This is a genomic window from Sinomonas sp. P10A9 (genome assembly GCF_041022165.1).
Classification (GTDB): Bacteria; Actinomycetota; Actinomycetes; order Actinomycetales; family Micrococcaceae; genus Sinomonas; species Sinomonas puerhi.
The window spans coordinates 2,271,988-2,290,174 of the sequence record NZ_CP163302.1 but is presented as its reverse complement, the minus strand read 5'-3'; the positions used below and the strand labels follow the sequence as shown (position 1 = coordinate 2,290,174).

Sequence of the window (18,187 nt, the reverse complement as noted above, 5' to 3'; positions counted from 1 at the left end):
TCCACCAAAGTTGAATTTTCAACCATTATGACAGAGGTAGTTCTATACCGCTCGGTAAGCTGAGTTTTTATCGTGCAGTATGGGTCTACCTCTGTTTTTTCGGTTAGTTTCGCGTAAGGTGTCTACTCTCCAAAAAGCAAGCTCAGCAGCACTCACTAGGCCCGTGGATGCTCCTCTGGATACTTCCAGCCATCGAGAAGGATGGCATTTAGAAATCTTAGCTTGCCTCAATGCCGATTCCATCTGTGTGATCTATATGGACGAATTGGCAATAATATTGTAAATTAATCATAAGCACACGTGCATTGCACTAATGCTCGCACCCCTATACGTAAGGAGATGGCTCGTGCCACACTGGGTTGTTCAACAGCGGGTAATACCTCGCAAACGACAGCAAATTGCCACACGCAAGGCGCGAACACTCTACGACACACTCATTAGTAGCGGCTTCGTCTACATCGAACAGCCTCTACCGGAGGTCGCACGGCGACAGAAGGACTACAGAGCGCCGATACCTGACGCGCTGAAGGAGCTCGAAGGACTCCTCGGCTCCCGAGGACATAACCTTGGCACAGTCTTATGGACTGATAGCCAGCGCGATACACCACACACGGTGTTCGATAATCGTCTCTCATTGGCCGGCATGTCATCGGCGCGCATTTCAATCGACAATGTCGACATGTACGACGTTGACGAAGCAGTGCTCGAGGAGGCGTGCTACAAGCGTCATGCCGCTTACACGATCGATGCCTACGAACCGTACGCCTGGGGCTACCTTCGTCGCACCAATCGAGCTGTTCAGTGCTTAGTCATAAAGCCAGACGGCAACACGCAAATTCATGGTGTGCTGTATGGATATGAGACGACGGAGTACGGCCATTGGTTGCATTCTGATGAGGTACCCTTCAAGGAGGCGCGAGAAGTCCAAGAAGGGGCGCTCCTTGAGCAGCCGGCCGAGTTCGAACTCGACTGCACGATTGTCGTACCGACACCCATTGTTACCGAAGCCGACAAGCTCGTAGCGAGCGACATACCGGAAGACTTCGTCGCCGCAATGCGCCGCGTAAGCCATCGAGACTATCCTGACTTTTGCGAGGAAGGGACGATCGGGATTTACGACGCCAGCGTGACGGGTATATCGTACACCCATGAGTTTTTCTCCCGGCAATACATTTCCGTCTAGGGGATTTCGCCGCACAGCAGCCAGCTGTGCGGCTTTTCCTTGCATACTCAATACAAGGTGAGTCCGCATATCCCAATAAACAAGTAGCATCAACCGAATATGACAACTCCTTGGCTGTGTATAGACAACAGTACGAGTCGAGGCATGTGTTTGAGTATGTCTCACCCGGGACCCCGACCAGGCTCATCGCATCTTTACACCTTGCGCGACGAGGCTGTTCCGCACACAGCCAGGGCTCACCACAAACCGCTGGCCGATCCACGCTAGTGACTGTCCGTCCTTGTAGAGACGCGCAGCTTCCCTTGCCTGTTCGGCTGTGAGGCCTTGGCGGCGGATGGTCACACCAGCTTCGCGGAGTAGCTGGACGACGCTCGTCTTGGAGATGCTGTAGGTCTCGGCGATTCGTTGAGACGACCAGCCTTGTTTATAGCGATCAGTCATGACGGCGACTTGATGGGTGCTCAGTCGGTGGATGAGCTTGGTGGAGGACTTTGCCGCACGTTTCCTTGGCTTTGGGGTCTTGGGTAGCGCCTGAGCCGCCTCCACTATCTGATCGAGGTGATAGAGATAGTGGCGAGCTTTGTTGGAGTACGAGTGCAGGACCTCCACCAGATGAAGAGGGTCGTCCGTCAGGGCGGCCCTCTTGGCGTTGGCGCCGCCACTTGGGGCAGGGTTTGCAGGCCTTTCACCCGCCGTTCGCTTGGAGACGAGCCGCGCGCCCAGTGTGACGCGCGTGTGCCGGGTGCCTCGCGTGCGTTCCCTACACTGGCGGTGCCCGGGCCAGTAGAGGACGAGACGAGAACCGCTCCATCGAGAGGGAACACGCCGTGAAGCTCACCGAGTACATCGACCTTGTCGAGGATCTGGCGTCCGCCATCCTCGACGGCGAGGCCGCCGCGGCTGCGAGCCTCGCCCAGATCGTCAAGTCCGCCGGCCGGGAGATCCGGACCCAGACGCTCCAACCCACGGACTGAGGTCCCTAGTCCCCGCGGTCGGCGCGGCGCATAGTGGTGTCGACGACTGACTCAGGGGGGATCGCCATGCACAACACCCAGGACACCCAGAAGCCCATCGGATTCCTGCTCAAGACTCTCGACAGGCTGCTTGAGGAACGCTTCGATGAGGCGCTCGAACGGCACCGCCTCAGCCGTCGGCAGTGGCAGCTCCTGAACGTCCTCGCAGACACCGAAGCAACGGTGGCGCAGCTCGACGAAGCCATCGCGCCGTTCCTCGACACGCCAACACAGGAGACCTCCGAGCGCCACCTCGAACCACTGCTCGGCGGAGGGCTCGTGGCCGAGAAGGCGGGCGTCTACCGCTTGACGGACCTGGGCCGCGTCGAGCTGCACGGCGCCCGCGAGACTGTGCAGGGCATCCGGGATATCACGGTCAAGGGACTTGAGGACGGCGAGTACGACCGCACAGTGCGCGCGCTTGAGGCGATGATCAGCAACCTCGCTGGGTGAGGTTCCTCGGGCCACCCGTCTGACCGAGGGGAGCGCGCGGTCAGCATCGGGTTCAGGGGCGCGGCGTCAGGCCGAGCCCCGACTTGCGCTGGTGCACCGAGAGGTAGCGGAGCCCGAGCGCCCCGGCGGTGAACTGCCGCCGCGAGCGCCGGGGGAGCCAGACGAGGGCCCCGGGTGAGAGCGGGACCTCGCCCCCTTCGGTGGCGAGCGTGCCGCTCCCCGAGATGACATGAAGGAGCACATCGAGATCTGGTCCCACGTGCTCCCCGATCGTCCCATGGGGCGGCAGTGCGATGACGTTCGAGTCAAGGTCCCGGTTGCCCATGGTGAGCCGGAAGACGGCACCCGACGCGTCGGCGTCGTGCGCCTCCGCGAGGGCGAGCGTGTCGGCGACGACGCGCGGCAGGGGAGTGGCGGCGGTCCGGGTGACCCGGAGCCGCCACTCGGGTCCGCGCTCGAGGTATTCCCACGAGGAGGCGCCGTACTGGTCGCTGTCGAACTCGGCCCTCAGCGGCGCCGGGTCGTGGTTCGTGATGAGGATGAAGGATTCGCCCACCCCGAGGTTCGCGAACGCGGCGAACACGGCGCGATGCCGCTGCGGCTTCGGTATTGGCCTGACGTCGAGGTCCATGGACGGCAGGATAGTCTCATGACCCCCCGCGGCGAACCTCTCACGATCCACACCCCGTCCGGCGACGTCTCCGCCGTCTACTCACGGCCCGAAGCGGCTGAGGCGACCGTCGTCGTCGCGCACGGCGCCGGAGCGGGCATGGTCCATCCGTTCATGGTGGGTTTCTGCGCGGCACTCAACGAGCTCGGGATGGCCACTCTGCGGTTCAACTTCGCCTACATGGAGGCCGGCAAGCGTGTGCCCGACCGGGCGCCCAAGGCGATTCCGGTATGGCAGGCCGCCTTCGAGGAGGCACGACGGCGCTCGGCGGGGGAGCCGCTGTGGGCTGCGGGGAAGTCCTTCGGAGGGCGGATCGCCTCGATGGCCGTTGCCGAGGGCGCCATGCGTCCCGTCGGCCTCGTGTTCCTCGGCTACCCGCTCCACCCGGCGGGTAAGCCGGAGAAGCTCCGCGACGACCACCTCTACGGACTCAGGCTGCCGATGCTGTTCCTCTCCGGCACGCGGGATACCCTCGCGACCGCCGAGCTGCTCGACGCCGTCGTGGCGAAGCTGCCCACGGCGACACTCGCGTGGCAGGAGGGCGGCGACCACTCCTTTGCCGTCAAGGGGGCGAAGCGCACCCCGTACGAGATCGGCGCATCGCTCGCGGAGCCGACGGCACAGTTCATCACGGGAACCATCGCTGAAGACGTGGGCCCCAGTCCCTTGCGCGAGTGCGGCCACGGGTGGTCATCTGGTGTGCGTGGACGATCCGCTCTCGATCGTCCTCCTTTCCGGGCGCACCATCCACCAAATGATCGGCTTCCCTGACAAGGAGAACGCAGTGATCCATCAGCATTTCCGGTACGTGGCAGCTCTCACCCTCTTGCCTGCCGCGCTCCTGCTCACCCCCTCCGTGGCCTCCGCGGCAACGGCCACCCCGCCGGTCACGGCCAGCGGGACAAGTCCGTTTGCCACGTGCACGCTGGGCGCCGCGCCTGGCGCTGTGAATTACCCCAACGCCGAAGTAGAGCCCTGGGTGGCGGTCAACCCGACCAACCCGCGCAACATCATCGACGTGTGGCAGCAGGACCGCTGGTCCGACGGCGGTTCCCACGGCCTTGTGGCCGGCTACTCCACCAACGGCGGCAAGACCTGGAACGAGACGGCGCAGCCGTTCAGCGCCTGCGCCGGCGGTCCCGCACGCTACGACCGGGCCTCGGATCCGTGGGTGTCCATCGGCCCCGACGGCACCGCGTACTCGGTGTCGATCTCGTTCCAGGGCGTCGGCTCCGACAACGCCGTCCTGGCATCCACGTCCACCGACGGTGGGGCGACGTGGACCGCTCCGAAGGCGCTGATCGAGGATCTCGGCACGTCCCAGTTCTTCAACGACAAGGAGTCCGTCACTGCGGATCCGAACACACCCGGCACCGCCTACGCCGTGTGGGACCGTCTGGTCTCCCCGACCGACAATCCCCGCTCGGCCGCCCACGCCGCGGCCTACACCGGGCCGACGTACTTCTCCAAGACGACAGACGGCGGGAAGAGTTGGAGCCCGGCCACTGCGATCGTCCCGACCGCCCAGAACCAGCAGACCATCGGCAACCAGATCGTCGTCGATCCGCGGAACGGAACGCTGTACAACGTCTTCGACCTCATCCTCGGCACAGGCAAGAACGGCGTCGACCAGCTGCACGGGACGAACGTCGCCTACACCAAGTCCACGGATGGCGGAACGACGTGGACGGCGCCGCAGGTCATCGCCCAGCTCAACACGGTGGGCGTCACTGATCCGAATACGGGCGCGGCCGTGAGGACGGGGGACATCATCCCCGAACCCGCCATCGATCCGGCCACTGGCCAGCTCTACGTGGTGTGGCAGGACTCGCGGTTCAACGGTGGGCACTATGACGAGGTGGCCATCTCGACGTCGGCCGACGGCGGGGCGACCTGGAGCGCGCCCGCTCAGGTCAACACGCCGCACGGTGCTCCGGCCTTCACACCCAGCGTGCGTGTGGCCAACGGCACGGTCGGTGTGACCTACTACGACTTCCGGAGCCTCGCGGCCGGGAACACGAGCACGCTGCCGACTGACTACTGGTTCACCTCCTTGCCCGCGGGCGGCGTGTCCTTCGGCAACGAGACTCACCTCTACGGGCCGTTCGACATGATGACGGCGCCCAATGCCCGTGGCTTCTTCACGGGCGACTACCAGGGCCTCGCCGCCATCGGAGCGCAGTTCGGTTCGCTCTCCGTTCGCGCGAACAGCGGGAGCACGGACAACCGGACGGACGCCGTGTTCACGCGGGTCACGCCCTAACAGCGCGGCGACCGCCTGGCAAGGGGCTCCCGTCGCGACGGGAGCCCCTCGCCAGCCCAGTCAGCCGGGGTCCCGGTCCGCCCGCAGCGCGCGGACCGCGGCGCCCACGGTCGGGTAGAAGTGGTCGACGCCGAACCGGGCGCGGGTGCCGAAGCGCACGAGCCGGTCCTTCATCGGTCCCTTGAGCTCGGCGAAGACGAGCTGGATTCCGCGCTCGGCGAGCCATTCGTCGAGTTCGATGAGATCGTCGAGAGCCGTGGTGTCGATCCCCGTGATGGGCTCCGCCGCAAGGACCACATGGGTCACGGGACGGTCGGCGGCCTCGACCAGTGAGCGCAGATAGGCGGTCAGGACGGAGCCGTTCGCGAAGAAGAGCGGTGCGTCGAACCGCGCGAGGATGAGCCCCGGGATGCGCTCTCCCTCGGGGTGACGAGAGAGGTCGTGGTAGCCCGGGACCTCCTCGAGGTGCCCCAGTTCGGCCCGGTAGGGGGTGAACGCCCGCCGGATGAACTCCAGGAGCGCCAGTCCGATCGCAACGAGGATGCCGGGAAGCACGCCGACGGTCGTCACGCCCGCGAACGCCGCGGCCATGAGCACGGTCTCTGTGGTGCTCATGCGCCCGAGCCGGAGGATCGCCTTGACGTCGATGAGCCCGAGGACGGCGGCGATGACCACCGCGGCGAGGGCCGCCGTCGGAAGGTACGCCGTAACGCTCGGAGCGAGGAGCATGAACGCGGCCACGAGCACCGCAGCCACGACTCCGGCGAGCTGGCTGCGCGCTCCGGCCCCGAGTGCGACGGGAGTGCGGGAACCGCTGGCCGAGACCGGGAACCCGCCGAAGATGCCCGCGGCCACGTTCGAGAGCCCGATCGCGGCGAGCTCGCGGTTGCCGGACACGTCACCGCCGTACTTGGCTGCGAGGCTCTTGGACAGGACCCCCGAGTCCGCGAACGTCATGAGCGCGATGCCGGCCGCCGGGGCGAGGAGTGCGCCGACGTCTGCGGCAGTGACGCCGCCGAGGGACGGCGTGGGCACCCCGGTGGGGAGGGCCCCTGTCACGGCCATCCGCTGGTCCAGACCTGCGGCCCAGGTGACGAGGGTGGAGAGCGCGACCGCAATGAACACGCCCCCTAGCCGCCAGCCCAGGGCCTGGCTGCCCCAGATGATCGCAAGGCATCCCGCACCCACGCCGAGCGCCGCCGGATTCAGGCCGCCGACCGCTCCCGCCGTCGCCGCGAACCGCTGCCACGGCGTCTCACCGTCGGCCCGCACCCCGAGCAGGAGCGGGACTTGCGAGGACACGACCACGACAGCGAGCCCGCTCAGGTACCCGAGCCTGATGGGACGCGAGAGGAGCTGGGTCACAATGCCGAGGCGCAGGACGGCGCCCGCGATCATGATCGCCCCCATGAGCACCGCGAGGAGACCCGCGAGCGCAACCGCCCGGACCGGGCTACCGGCGCTCAGGGGGAGGACGGCGGCCGCGATGAGCGGCGCCAGCGCAGAGTCGGGGCCGAGCACGAGAACCCGGCTCGGGCCGACGATCGCGTAGACGATCATGGGCACGACCGTCGCGTAGAGACCCATCACCGGCGGCAGTCCCGCAGCCTGGGCGTAGGCCATGCCCGCCGGGATCAGCAGCCCGAACAGCGCCGCGCCGGCCACGGCGTCGTCCCTCAGCCACTTCGCCTCATAGTGCCTCAGCCAGGGCGCGAGGGGGACCCACCCGGGCAGGCGTCCGCGCGGCGTGCGCCGAGGCGTCCGCAGCCCCGGCGGCTGACCGTCCGCGGTGCCGTCCATGCTGGGATCATGTCGCGCACCGGCCCATCGCGCCAGTGCCGAGTGGCAGGATGGGAATGTGAGCAGTGCAGTGGTCGTGGGGAGCGGGCCCAATGGGCTTGCCGCCGCGGTGCACCTTGCTGCCCGCGGAGTGACGGTGCGCGTCCTCGAGGCCCAGGAGACGTTCGGTGGCGGGTGCCGCTCGTCCGAGCCCACCCTGCCCGGCGTCGTCGCGGACGACTGCTCGGCCTTCCACCCGCTCGCCGCGGCTTCGCCGTTCCTCGCCGGCCTCGGCCTCGAAGCGGAAGGACTCCGCTGGCGGTGGCCGGAGGTCCAGCTGTCCCACCCGCTCGACGGCGGCCGTGAGGGCGTGCTCTGGCAGGACCTCGACCGGACGGTGGCGGGACTCGGCCGGGACGGGCCTGCATGGGATGCGATCGTCGGCCGGACTGCCCGGGACTTCGCCACCCTCGTGGGCGAAGTCCTCGCGCCGCCCATCCACTGGCCCCGTCATCCCTGGGCGCTCGCCAGATTCGGACTCGACGCCGTATTGCCCGCCACTCTCACGGCGCGCCGATGGCGCGACGACGAAGCCCGGGCACTGTTCGGCGGCATCGCGGCGCACGCGTTCGCCCCGCTCTCGGCACCCCTGACCACCTCCGTGGGACTCGTTCTCGCGGCGACTGCCCACGCGGTCGGCTGGCCAGTAGCCGAGGGCGGTTCGCAGTCGATCACGGCCGCGCTCGCCCGCCGGCTCGAGAGCCTGGGCGGTTCGATCCAGACGCGCACCACCGTCACGTCCATTGCAGAGCTCGACGGCGCGGACCTGGTCCTGCTCGATCTCGCGCCGGCCGCGGCGGCCCGACTGCTCGGACCGAGGCTCCCCGCGACGACCGCCCGGGCGTACTCGCGCTTCCGCCGCGGGCCGGCGGCGTTCAAGGTCGACTTCGCAATCGAGGGGGACATCCCCTGGACATCCGAGAACGCGCGCCGGGCCGGGACGGTCCATCTCGGGGGGACCTTCGAGGAGATCGCACGGGCCGAGGCCGACATCACCCGCGGCAGGATGCCCGCCCGCCCCTTTGTGCTGGTGGGCCAGCAGTACCTCGCAGACCCCACGCGCTCGCGGGACGGCATCAACCCCATCTGGTCCTATGCCCACGTCCCGCACGCCTACGCCGGCGACGCGACCGAGGCCGTCATCGCCCAGATCGAGCGCTTCGCTCCGGGGTTCAGGCAGCGCGTCCGCGGCGTTGCGTCCCGCGGCCCGGCCGCCCTCGCGGCCCACAACGCCAACTATGTCGGAGGGGACATCGGTACGGGCGCCACCACGGGCCTCCAGCTCATCGCGCGTCCCGTCCTCTCGCCTAACCCGTACGCGACCGGCGTCCCCGGGGTATACCTGTGCTCGGCCGCGACTCCGCCCGGACCGGGGACCCATGGGATGTCCGGCTACCGCGCCGCGGGCGCCGCTCTCGACTGGCTCTCCCGCCGCTAGGGTGGACGGGTGCACGACGACGACCTCCGCATTCCCGGCTTCGCCTTCGAGGCGCTGCGACGGTTTCCCGACGTCGAGGCCGAGAACCTCCGTGCCTTCGACGCCACCGACCGGCTCCTCGGGGAGCGCGGCCTCGACGCATCGGGCATCAGGGGGCTGACGGGCCGCGAGATCGCCGTCATCGGCGACGCCTATGGCGCCATTACCCTCCAGCTGGCCGCGGGCGGCCTTACCGGGATGCGGGTCCACCAGGACCTCGTGACCGGACGCACCGCGCTCGCGGCCAACGCGGACGCGCTGGGCCTCGCCGGGTGCTCGGAGCCGCATGGGCTTGATGCCGGCCTGCTTGCCGGGGCCCGTCTCGTGCTCGTCCAGCTGCCCCGCGGCCTCGCCGAGCTGGAGGAGATCGCCGACGCCATCGCGCGGTGGTCCGCGCCCGACGTCGTGCTCGTGGCGGGCGGCAGGGTGAAGCACATGACGCTCGCCATGAACGACGTCCTGAGGACACGGTTCGCCGATGTCAGCGCCGGGCTCGCTGTGCAGAAGTCGCGTCTGCTGACCGCAGCCGGCCCCCTTCCGGTTCCTGCCGCTCCGCCGTATCCCGTCTGCGAGCGGCATGATGACGTGGACCTCACACTGTGCGCCCACGGCGGGGCCTTCGCCGGGTCCCGTCTCGACATCGGCACGCGGTTCCTCCTGAGCTTCCTCGACCGGATCCCGGAAGGTACGGCAGTAGACCTCGGGTGTGGAACCGGAGCGCTCGCGGCCGCCTACGCACTCCGCCACCCTGGGTCGGAGGTCATCGCCACCGACCGCTCGGCGGCGGCCGTGCGCTCGGCACGCGCGACGATGGACGCCAACGGTCTCGCCGGGCGGGTGGTCGTGGAGCACGACGACGCCGGCGCAGACCTGGCGGAGTCCTCGGCCGACGTCGTGCTCCTCAACCCGCCGTTCCACCTCGGGGCAAGCGTGCACCAGGGAGCCGGCCTCAAGCTCATCGCCGCGGCGGGCCGGATCCTCCGGCCAGGCGGCGAGCTGTGGTGCGTGGCGAACCGCCACCTCGACTACCGCTCGGCGTTCCAGCGGGGCGTGGGCCGCACGGACGTCGTGGCACGCAACCCGAAGTTCACGGTGACGCGGTCGGTGCGGCGCTAGCCCGATCGGGATTGCCCTTCGAAGCCATTGACCAGGCGAGGTACAGGCGGAATCCGCTGCCTTTGGCGTGAGAGTCGACCGTCACAGACACGCTGCCGCGGCGGAGGCGAGAGCTCCGTGCAGTATCTCCAGATGAGAGAGATATCCGGGGCGAGAGGGTAGCCTGATTCCTGACCCGCAACCGTCAGCCGAGAGGACCCAGTGACGGAGCCACGCCAGCCCGCTGCCCGGAGAGGCACGAATCTTCCCCGCATGGGGGACTTCAACCTCACCGTCATCCTCGACGCCATCAGGCGCTCCGAGTCGGGACTGAGCCGCGTCGAGCTCGCCCAGATCGTCGGGCTCTCGCCCCAGACCATCTCCAACATCTCACGCCGGCTCCTGGACCAGAAGCTCATCATGGAAGCCGGCAAGGAGGGCTCCGGTCCAGGGAAGCCGCGCACTATTCTCCGTCTCAACCCTCGCGGTATGTACGCGGTGGGCGTACACCTCGATCCGAGCATCATCACCGTGGTCCTCCTGGACCTCGTCGGTGCGATCGTCACGAAGGACACCTTCGCGACGCCCCGGAGCCACGAGCCCGAGGAGGTGGTCGCGGCGATGGCGGCCAGCGTGGGCCGGCTCATAGACGGCTCGGGCGTTCCGCGTGACCTCGTGGCGGGCGTCGGCGTCGCCGCGCCGGGACCCATCGACCTGGACCGGGGCGCCGTAGTGGGGGCCCCACTCCTGGCGGGCTGGGACGATGTCCCGCTCCAGTCCATGGTGGCGGAGGCCACGGGGCTCGAGACGACGATAGACAAGGACGTGACCGGCGCGGCCGTCGCCGAGTCCTGGACCGGCGGCCCGGGCGGTACTGACTCGTACGCGTTCTTCTATCTCGGTACGGGCCTTGGCTGCGGCCTCGTGCTCAACGGCGAGGTCTACCGGGGAAGCTCGGGCAATGCTGGCGAGATCGGTCACATCATCGTCGATCCCGACGGTCCGGAGTGCTTTGACGGCTGCGGCATGCGTGGCACCATCGCTACGGCCCTCGAGCCCCCGCGGATCGTCGGCCGTGCCATCGAGACCGGGATCCTCGAACCGCTCGGCGCCGACCCGACGGCGGCAGACTTCCAGGCGGCGTTTGCCCGGCTGAACGCATGTGCCAGCGAAGGGGACCAGCGCGCCGTCGAGATCCTTGCCGCGGCTGCGCGCAAGATGGCGTGGGCCGCCGCCGTCGTCGGCAATCTGCTCGACGTCGAACGGATGGTCTTCGGCGGGCCTTTCTGGGAACCCGTCGCCGACTTCTGCCTCTCGGTCATGCCGGACATGGTCAACGATCTGCTCGCGACGCGCGGGATCTACCGGATCCAGCTCACCGCGACGAGCCTGGGCGAGGATGTGGGTGCCGTCGGCGCCGCATGCCTCGTGCTAGACCGCGCGCTCGCGCCGCGGGCCGAACGCCTTCTGCTTGGCGGATAGCGGCGCCGCTGCTCTCTTCGACGGGTGTCACATTCCGTCACGGCGGGAAACATTCGCCCATAGGCTTGAAGCGCCCCTGCCCCGATCCCTAGTCTCGTACTCAAGTTGCTTCTGCAACGTGTCAGCGATCCCCGATTCGGGGATGTGGGTGCCCCCGTGAGGGCCTGACATTTGCCGCAGGGAGCTTCACTGTTCCGTAACGCCAGCCGCGGCGGCGTCGTCGGTCTGTGAGTCCTGCGATCCCTTTCTGAATGCTGCCCTGGACCAGCCGTATCCCGGCTTGGCTCCGGGCGGACTGGACCACCAAGGACGCAAATGTCACCGCCAACCCTCTTAGAGGCACCCTCGCCACAGGCCACGGCGCCGGTAGCCCTCTCCTATGAACTCTTTCCGCCCCGCAGCGAGGCTGCCTCGGCGACTCTGTGGTCCACGATCCGGCAGCTTGAGGCCACGGATCCGGACTACGTCTCCGTGACGTACGGGGCGAGCGGTTCCAACCACGACACCGCGCTGGATCTGGTCGACCGGATCCAGCTCGAGACGACGCTGAGGCCGCTCGCACACCTCACGTGCGTCGGCGGTACGCCAGAGGAGCTGACTTCAGTGGTCAACGAACTCCTCGACCGCGGCGTCCGGGGAATCCTTGCACTGCGCGGGGATGCTCCCCGCAGCGGCGCCCCCCAGGGTGCCCTGCGGTACGCCCAGGACCTCGTCGAGCTCATCCGACGGGCCGAGGGCCGCCGCTGCGCCCAGTTCGCGGCGGGGAAGGTCGCGATCGGCGTCGCGGCCTACCCAACGAAGCACCCCGAGTCCCCGAGTGAGGGCCACGACGTCGAAGTGCTCCTGGCCAAGCAGCGCTCGGGCGCCGACTTCGCCATCACGCAGGTCTTCTTCCGCGCCGAGCAGTACGGATCCCTCGTGCACCGGGCACGGAGGGCCGGCGTCACGATCCCGATCATCCCTGGGATCATGCCGTTCACGAGCCTGCGCCGTATCGAGAAGCTCTCTGCGCTCTCGGGCGTCGCCGCTGACCCCGCGCTGGTGGACCGCCTGCGCTCGGCCGGTGACGACGCGGCAGCCCGACGGATCGGCACCGACGCGAGCGTCCGTCTGGCCCAGTCAGCGCTCGAGGCCGGCGCCCCGGGCCTCCACCTGTACACGTTCAATGAGCATGCTGCGGCCCTCGAGGTCCTCGGACGGCTCGATCTCCCGCGGCCCAGCCGGCCGCTTCTCGCCGCGCGCCACCACACCGCGCTCTGACCCCACACGACTTCTCAAGGACAACACCATGACTGCACAGCACGCCTCTGCCCTCTTCCCGTCCGCAACGGTGCTCGGCTACCCGCGTATCGGCCGCCGCCGCGAGCTCAAGAAGGCTGTCGAGGCCTACTGGTCCGGCAAGATCAGCCAGGCCGAGCTCCAGGGGGCCGCGGAGGCCATCCAGCTCGCCACGGTCGGTCGCCTCGCCGAGCTCGGGCTGACCGGACCGTCGGCGATCCCGGGCACCTTCTCGCTCTATGACCAGGTCCTCGACACGCTCGTAGCCGTGGGCGCCGTCCCGAGCCGCTTCGGCACGCTGCACGACGCCGACGGTCGCCTGGGCGTCGACGCCTACTTCACGCTCGCCCGCGGCAACGCCGAGCAGCAGCCGCTCGAGATGACCAAGTGGTTCGACACCAACTACCACTACCTCGTGCCCGAGATCGGCCCGGAGACGGAGTTCTCGCTCTCGTCCGAGCGCGTGGTCGAGGAGTTTGCCCTCGCCAAGGCCCACGGCACCGTGACCCGCCCGTACCTCGTGGGACCCGTGACGTTCCTGGCTCTCGCCAAGGCCTCCGACGGTGCGCCCGAGGGCTTCTCGCCCCTGAGCCGCCTCGACGACATCCTCCCCGTCTACACCCAGCTGCTGGAGAAGCTTGCCGCCGCCGGCGCCGAGTGGGTCCAGCTCGACGAGCCTGCCCTCGTTGCTGATCTGGCGACGCCCGCATCCGAGCTCAGCGCCGCCGTCGGTCGCGCCTACGCGGCGCTCACTGCGGGCGCGGTCGGTGCGCAGCGGCCCGCAATCCTCCTCTCCGCGCCGTACGGCGGGCTGGGCGAGCAGACGGCGGCGGTCGCCGCGAGCGGGGTCGAGGCCGTGGCGCTCGACCTGTTCAAGGGTGCGCTGCCGTCCGATGCTGAGCTCTCTGCCTGGGCTGCGCAGTTTGCAGGCAAGACGGTCGTGGCCGGTGTCGTGGATGGGCACAACATCTGGCGGAACGACCTCGCGGCGTCCGCGGCGAAGCTCGACTCGCTGCGAGCCGCTGGGGAGCGCCACGGCTTCGCCCTCGCCGTCTCGACCTCCACCTCGACGTTCCACGTTCCCCATGACGTGGATGAGGAAGTCCAGCTCGATGCGGAGCTGCGCAGCTGGCTCGCGTTCGCCGACCAGAAGGTCCGCGAGGTTGCGACCCTCGCTGACCACCTCGCCGACCCGGCCTCGGCCAAGGATGCGATCGAGGAGGCCACCCGCGTCATCGCGACGCGCGCCCAGGCCCCCGGCGTCCGTCGCCCCGAGGTGCGTGAGCGCACCTCGGCTCTCACCGATGCCGACTTCTCCCGTTCCGACTACGCCGTCCGCACCCAGGCGCAGGGTGCAGTTCTGGACCTCCCGCCGCTGCCTACGACGACGATCGGCTCGTTCCCGCAGACCGCCGAGGTCCGCGGGGCCCGTGCGCGACTGAACCGGGGAGCTATCGACGCGGCCGAGTACGAGCAGCTCATGAAGGACGAGATCAAGCGCGTCATCGAGCTCCAGGAGGAGCTAGGGTTCGATGTGCTCGTCCACGGCGAGCCCGAGCGCAATGACATGGTCCAGTACTTCGCCGAGCACCTCGACGGCTTCGATGTGACGGTGCACGGATGGGTCCAGTCCTACGGATCGCGCTGCACGCGCCCGTCCATCCTGTGGGGCGACGTGTCGCGGCAGGCTGGCCCGTCCATCCTCTGGGGCGACGCGTCCAGCTGCTCGGCGATCACGGTTCCGTGGGCTGCGTACGCGCAGTCGCTGACCGAGAAGCCGGTCAAGGGCATGCTCACCGGCCCGGTCACGATCCTCGCGTGGTCGTTCGTCCGCGACGACCAGCCGCTGGCCGAGACCGCCAACCAGGTGGCGCTCGCGCTGCGCGACGAGATCGCCGACCTCGAGGCCGCCGGGATCAAGATCATCCAGGTCGATGAGCCCGCCCTCCGGGAGCTGCTGCCGCTGCGCCGGGCCGATCAGGCTGCCTACCTCGACTGGTCCGTCAAGTCCTTCCGGCTCGCGACCGCCGGGGCCGCCGACGCGACGCAGGTCCACACGCACCTGTGCTACTCGGAGTTCGGCGTCATCATCGATGCGATCGACGGGCTTGACGCTGATGTGACGTCCATCGAGGCCGCCCGCTCCCGCATGGAGGTCGTCAACGACCTTGAGTCCCACGGCTTCGGTCGCGGTGTCGGCCCGGGTGTCTACGACATCCACTCGCCGCGCGTCCCCGGCCAGGGCGAGATCGAGGAGCTGCTCGCGACCGCCGTCGAGCACGTTCCCGCCCGCCAGATCTGGGTCAACCCCGACTGCGGCCTCAAGACGCGTGGCTACGAGGAGACCGAGGCCTCGCTGCGCAACCTCGTCGAGGCCACCAAGGCGGCCCGCGTTGGGCTGACGGTGGTCTGACGACCGGACGGCACCGCCGACACCGCGACGCCGGCCCCGTTCATCCGGGGCCGGCGTCGCGGTGTCGTTGGCGGGTGGCGTCAGTCCCAGACGACCTCGTCGTCGACGACGCCGTCGGAATCTGCCGCCGCGATGAGCACCTCGTCCGTGAAGCCCTCGCCGAGCGTGAAGTCGAGCACGAAGTACCGCTCCGGCTGGCCTGGGAAGATGCCGACATGCGCGAGCCGGAGCGCGCGGAGGAACACCTCCGTGGTGATCTCTTCGGGGCTATCGACCCCGAAGACCTCCTTTGCCTCGCCGTCGTGCAGGTTCTGGCAGTGGAACCGGCGGTACTGGCCCGCTGGGCTCTCTACGTCGTCGAGTTCCTGCGCGATCAGCTCGCGGGCAGAATCGACGAGCTCGGGGAGGAACCGGAGCCGGTAGTCCACCTTGTGCAGCGCCGCCTCGTCGAGGTGGTCCTGATCGGTGATGTTCAGATCGAGCTCCACCGGCGCACCGTCCAGCGTGAAGCGGCCGGTCACGGCTCGGCTCGACGCTGGCGCGAGGGCTATTTCACCGAAATGCTGGCTGATTGCCGTCTCCATGACAGAACGATAGCCCGCACCCCGCGTGGCAGGCCAGCATCCGTTGCCGGTGGTCAGTGCAGCCGGCCCAGGAGCGCGACGGCGTCGTGCGGCGCACGCCCGTCCACGTCGTTGTCGAAATAGACGTACGCGTCCCGCCCGGCCGCGAGCCATCCTTGGACCCGGTCCGCCCACGCGTCCAGGGACCGGTCCGAGTAGCCGCCGCGGTACAGTGCCGTTTCCCCGTGCAGCCTCGCATAGCGGAAGGCCGCCGTGTCGGCATCGACTTCCGGCCAGCTGCCCGCCCCATCCGAGAGGGCTATGCCGACACTTTCGCGCTCAAACAGCTCGAGGGCCTCTGGCGCGCCGAAGCTCTCGTGCCGTGGTTCGAGAGCGTGAAGGATCACGCGATCGGACCTCGATGCGGTGAGGGCCTCGGCGACCTTGGAGTCGTGCCGCGCAGCGAGCTCGGCGGCTGCGCGGGTCGAATGGGGGAGGAGGCGCAGGAATGGGGCCAGCAGGCCGCCGTCGAACGCCATGCGGGCCGGAAGCTGCCAGAGGATAGGGCCGAGCGCGTCATCGAGTGCAAGGACGCCCGAGGCGAAGTAGTTCGCGAGGGCCGTTTCGACGTCCCGCAGGCGCTTCATGTGGGTGACGAACCTGCTGCCCTTGAGGGCGAAGACGAATCCGTCCGGGACGGCGGTCCGCCATGCCTGGTAGGTGGAGGGGCGCTGAAGTGAGTAGAAGGATCCGTTGACCTCTGCAGAGGTCATGTGCCGGGCGAGGTAGGCGAGCTCGTCGGCCTGCCGGAGCCCGGGCGGGTAGAAGTCGCCGCGCCAGTGCTTGTAGCGCCAGCCGGACACTCCGATGAACGCGCGGGCCATATCCGCAAGGCTAGCCTCCTGTGCCAAGTGGCAGCATCCCTTGCTGTGCGCCGTCCGTGGCTACCTGAGCGCCTCGGCCACGAGGTCGAGGAACAGCCGCGTCGGCGTGTCGAGGGCACCCCGAGGCCGCAGGGCGAAGATGTTCCGCGCAAGCCGGATCTCGGGAACATCGACGACCACGACGCCGGGGGGCCTCGACCGCAGCGCGAGCCCGGGGACGAGCGCCGCGCCCAGCCCGGCCGAGGCGAGGCCGAGGCTCGCATTGAAGTCGTCGCTGTAGGCCACGACGCGCGGGGCGAGCCCTACGCTGGCGAAGAGTCTGTCGATCACCGTCGCGTCGCCGGTACCGGGATGGTGCACGATCCATGGCATGCCGCCGAGCTGGTCCGCGGTGACCTGTGCGCCGTCTGCGATGCCCCACGACTCGGGAAGGACCACGTGGAAGGGATCATCGCCCACCCACAGCCGCTCGGCCGTGTGCGGCCAGGCGAGACCGCTCTGGCCCACCTGGTAGACGAGGACGATGTCGAGGTCCCCGCCCTCGGCGAGGCGCCGGACCGTGTCGCCCGGCTCTGCGACCGAGACGTGCAGGTCCAGCCCGAGGCGCCGCCAGCCCTCGCTCCTGAGCACACGTGGGAGTACGTGGGTCGCGAGGCTCGGGAAGATGCCGAGCCGCAGTTGCCTCCCGGCCGCCTCGGCAGCGCGCGCCGTCGCGGCCTTGAGCGCGTCGATGTCTGTGAGGACCTTGGCCGCGTGGCGGACCATGACGAGCGCAGCGTCGGTGGGCTCAATGCTGCGCGCCGTCCGACGGAACAGCTCGACGCCGGTATCGCGCTCGAGGGCGGACATCTGCTGGGAGACGGCCGACGGCGTGTACCCGAGATGGGCGGCGGCCGCGGCGAACGAGCCGAGCCGGACCACCTCGATGAGGGTTGTCAGGTGGACGGGATTGACCACACGGGCTCCTTCCTGGGCCGGGCCCGCCCAGACTACGACACGCCGCGACACGCCGTGAGATGAACGACACGCAAAGTTTCGCTGACTGTGGGCACGGAGGTCCACAGGCTGTGGACAAACGCGCCCGATCCGCAGGAATACGGGGGTCGCGGCGGTGCATTAAGTGTGTGGAGTCTGTGGACTGAGAGCCTCAGTAATGACATACTTGTAAGACAACATCTTGGGGTCCGCGGCTGGGGCATGCACTACATGTAGTATCGAGGGCACCGAGATGCTCGAGACCCGAGGGGCGGCTGTCGGTGCGGCAGCGGCGAACGCCCCGGCCGGGGAAGCTTTTGAAGGATGGGGTTGGGAATCATGAACGTCACGGTCTACACGAAGCCCGCGTGTGTGCAGTGCAACGCGACCTACCGTGCCCTGGACAAGAAGGGCATCGACTACAGGAAGGTCGATGTCACGCAGGATCCGGAGGCCCTTGAGCGGCTCAAGGCCATGGGCTACCTGCAGGCGCCCGTCGTCGTCACGGACCGCGACCACTGGTCTGGCTTCCGGCCGGACAAGATCGCGGCGATCGCTCAAAGCGCATCCGCCGCGTCGGTGGCCTGAGCCGCCTGCCC

17 protein-coding genes are annotated in these 18,187 nt (G+C 68.4%); 11 read left to right on the top strand and 6 right to left on the bottom strand.

The window, feature by feature from the left end:
- Positions 1-346 precede the first annotated feature (346 nt).
- On the top strand, positions 347-1,183 hold the full coding sequence (locus tag AB5L97_RS10400; RefSeq protein ID WP_369044658.1) for a hypothetical protein: 837 nt from the start codon (positions 347-349) through the stop codon (positions 1,181-1,183).
- Positions 1,184-1,366: 183 nt separating this feature from the next.
- Here the strand turns inward: AB5L97_RS10400 and AB5L97_RS10395 are convergent, their stop codons facing one another.
- Positions 1,367-1,792, bottom strand: coding sequence for a hypothetical protein (locus tag AB5L97_RS10395; RefSeq protein ID WP_369044657.1), 426 nt, complete (start codon positions 1,790-1,792; stop codon positions 1,367-1,369).
- A 218-nt stretch (positions 1,793-2,010) separates the two neighbouring features.
- Here AB5L97_RS10395 and AB5L97_RS10390 point away from each other — a divergent pair, with 218 nt between their 5' ends.
- On the top strand, positions 2,011-2,157 hold the full coding sequence (locus AB5L97_RS10390; protein ID WP_307958407.1) for a hypothetical protein: 147 nt from the start codon (positions 2,011-2,013) through the stop codon (positions 2,155-2,157).
- A gap of 66 nt (positions 2,158-2,223) precedes the next feature.
- On the top strand, positions 2,224-2,649 hold the full coding sequence (locus AB5L97_RS10385) for a MarR family transcriptional regulator (protein WP_307958406.1): 426 nt from the start codon (positions 2,224-2,226) through the stop codon (positions 2,647-2,649).
- Between the two features lie 52 nt (positions 2,650-2,701).
- Here AB5L97_RS10385 and AB5L97_RS10380 read toward each other — a convergent pair whose 3' ends face one another.
- A complete protein-coding gene (locus tag AB5L97_RS10380) occupies positions 2,702-3,280 on the bottom strand; it encodes a DUF2249 domain-containing protein (protein ID WP_307958405.1) in 579 nt (192 codons plus the stop codon).
- 18 nt (positions 3,281-3,298) lie between these two features.
- Here AB5L97_RS10380 and AB5L97_RS10375 point away from each other — a divergent pair, with 18 nt between their 5' ends.
- Together AB5L97_RS10375 and AB5L97_RS10370 are read left to right on the top strand one after the other, a co-directional pair.
- Complete coding sequence (locus AB5L97_RS10375; protein ID WP_369044656.1) at positions 3,299-4,090, top strand: alpha/beta family hydrolase; 792 nt, start codon at positions 3,299-3,301, stop codon at positions 4,088-4,090.
- Positions 4,074-5,582, top strand: coding sequence for a sialidase family protein (locus tag AB5L97_RS10370; protein WP_369044655.1), 1,509 nt, complete (start codon positions 4,074-4,076; stop codon positions 5,580-5,582). Before AB5L97_RS10375 ends, AB5L97_RS10370 begins: the two co-directional genes overlap by 17 nt.
- Positions 5,583-5,642: 60 nt before the next feature.
- Here the strand turns inward: AB5L97_RS10370 and AB5L97_RS10365 are convergent, their stop codons facing one another.
- On the bottom strand, positions 5,643-7,382 hold the full coding sequence (locus AB5L97_RS10365; RefSeq protein WP_369044654.1) for a SulP family inorganic anion transporter: 1,740 nt from the start codon (positions 7,380-7,382) through the stop codon (positions 5,643-5,645).
- Between the two features lie 58 nt (positions 7,383-7,440).
- Here AB5L97_RS10365 and AB5L97_RS10360 point away from each other — a divergent pair, with 58 nt between their 5' ends.
- The 5 genes from AB5L97_RS10360 to metE all read left to right on the top strand — a co-directional run bounded on the left by AB5L97_RS10360 (position 7,441) and on the right by metE (position 15,166).
- On the top strand, positions 7,441-8,859 hold the full coding sequence (locus AB5L97_RS10360) for a phytoene desaturase family protein (RefSeq protein ID WP_369044653.1): 1,419 nt from the start codon (positions 7,441-7,443) through the stop codon (positions 8,857-8,859).
- Positions 8,860-8,868: 9 nt separating this feature from the next.
- Positions 8,869-10,014, top strand: coding sequence for a class I SAM-dependent methyltransferase (locus tag AB5L97_RS10355; protein WP_369044652.1), 1,146 nt, complete (start codon positions 8,869-8,871; stop codon positions 10,012-10,014).
- A 252-nt stretch (positions 10,015-10,266) separates the two neighbouring features.
- Positions 10,267-11,475 (top strand): ROK family transcriptional regulator, encoded by a 1,209-nt coding sequence (locus tag AB5L97_RS10350; RefSeq protein WP_307958399.1) that lies wholly within the window; start codon positions 10,267-10,269, stop codon positions 11,473-11,475.
- A gap of 315 nt (positions 11,476-11,790) precedes the next feature.
- A complete protein-coding gene (locus tag AB5L97_RS10345; RefSeq protein WP_369044651.1) occupies positions 11,791-12,735 on the top strand; it encodes a methylenetetrahydrofolate reductase in 945 nt (314 codons plus the stop codon).
- 28 nt (positions 12,736-12,763) lie between these two features.
- Positions 12,764-15,166: a 5-methyltetrahydropteroyltriglutamate--homocysteine S-methyltransferase gene (gene metE / locus AB5L97_RS10340; protein WP_369044650.1), complete on the top strand. Its 2,403-nt coding sequence runs from the start codon at positions 12,764-12,766 to the stop codon at positions 15,164-15,166.
- Positions 15,167-15,246: 80 nt separating this feature from the next.
- Here the strand turns inward: metE and AB5L97_RS10335 are convergent, their stop codons facing one another.
- From AB5L97_RS10335 to AB5L97_RS10325, 3 genes are read right to left on the bottom strand one after another with little or no spacing between them, the layout of a single operon-like run.
- Positions 15,247-15,750 (bottom strand): DUF2004 domain-containing protein, encoded by a 504-nt coding sequence (locus AB5L97_RS10335; protein ID WP_369044649.1) that lies wholly within the window; start codon positions 15,748-15,750, stop codon positions 15,247-15,249.
- Between the two features lie 53 nt (positions 15,751-15,803).
- Positions 15,804-16,613, bottom strand: coding sequence for a DUF72 domain-containing protein (locus tag AB5L97_RS10330; protein WP_369044648.1), 810 nt, complete (start codon positions 16,611-16,613; stop codon positions 15,804-15,806).
- A gap of 60 nt (positions 16,614-16,673) precedes the next feature.
- Entirely contained in the window at positions 16,674-17,570 is an 897-nt protein-coding gene (locus tag AB5L97_RS10325; protein WP_369044647.1) for a LysR family transcriptional regulator, read from the bottom strand.
- 357 nt (positions 17,571-17,927) lie between these two features.
- Here AB5L97_RS10325 and nrdH point away from each other — a divergent pair, with 357 nt between their 5' ends.
- Positions 17,928-18,176, top strand: a complete 249-nt coding sequence (gene nrdH, locus AB5L97_RS10320) for a glutaredoxin-like protein NrdH (RefSeq protein ID WP_307958393.1) — start codon at positions 17,928-17,930, stop codon at positions 18,174-18,176.
- Positions 18,177-18,187 lie beyond the last annotated feature (11 nt).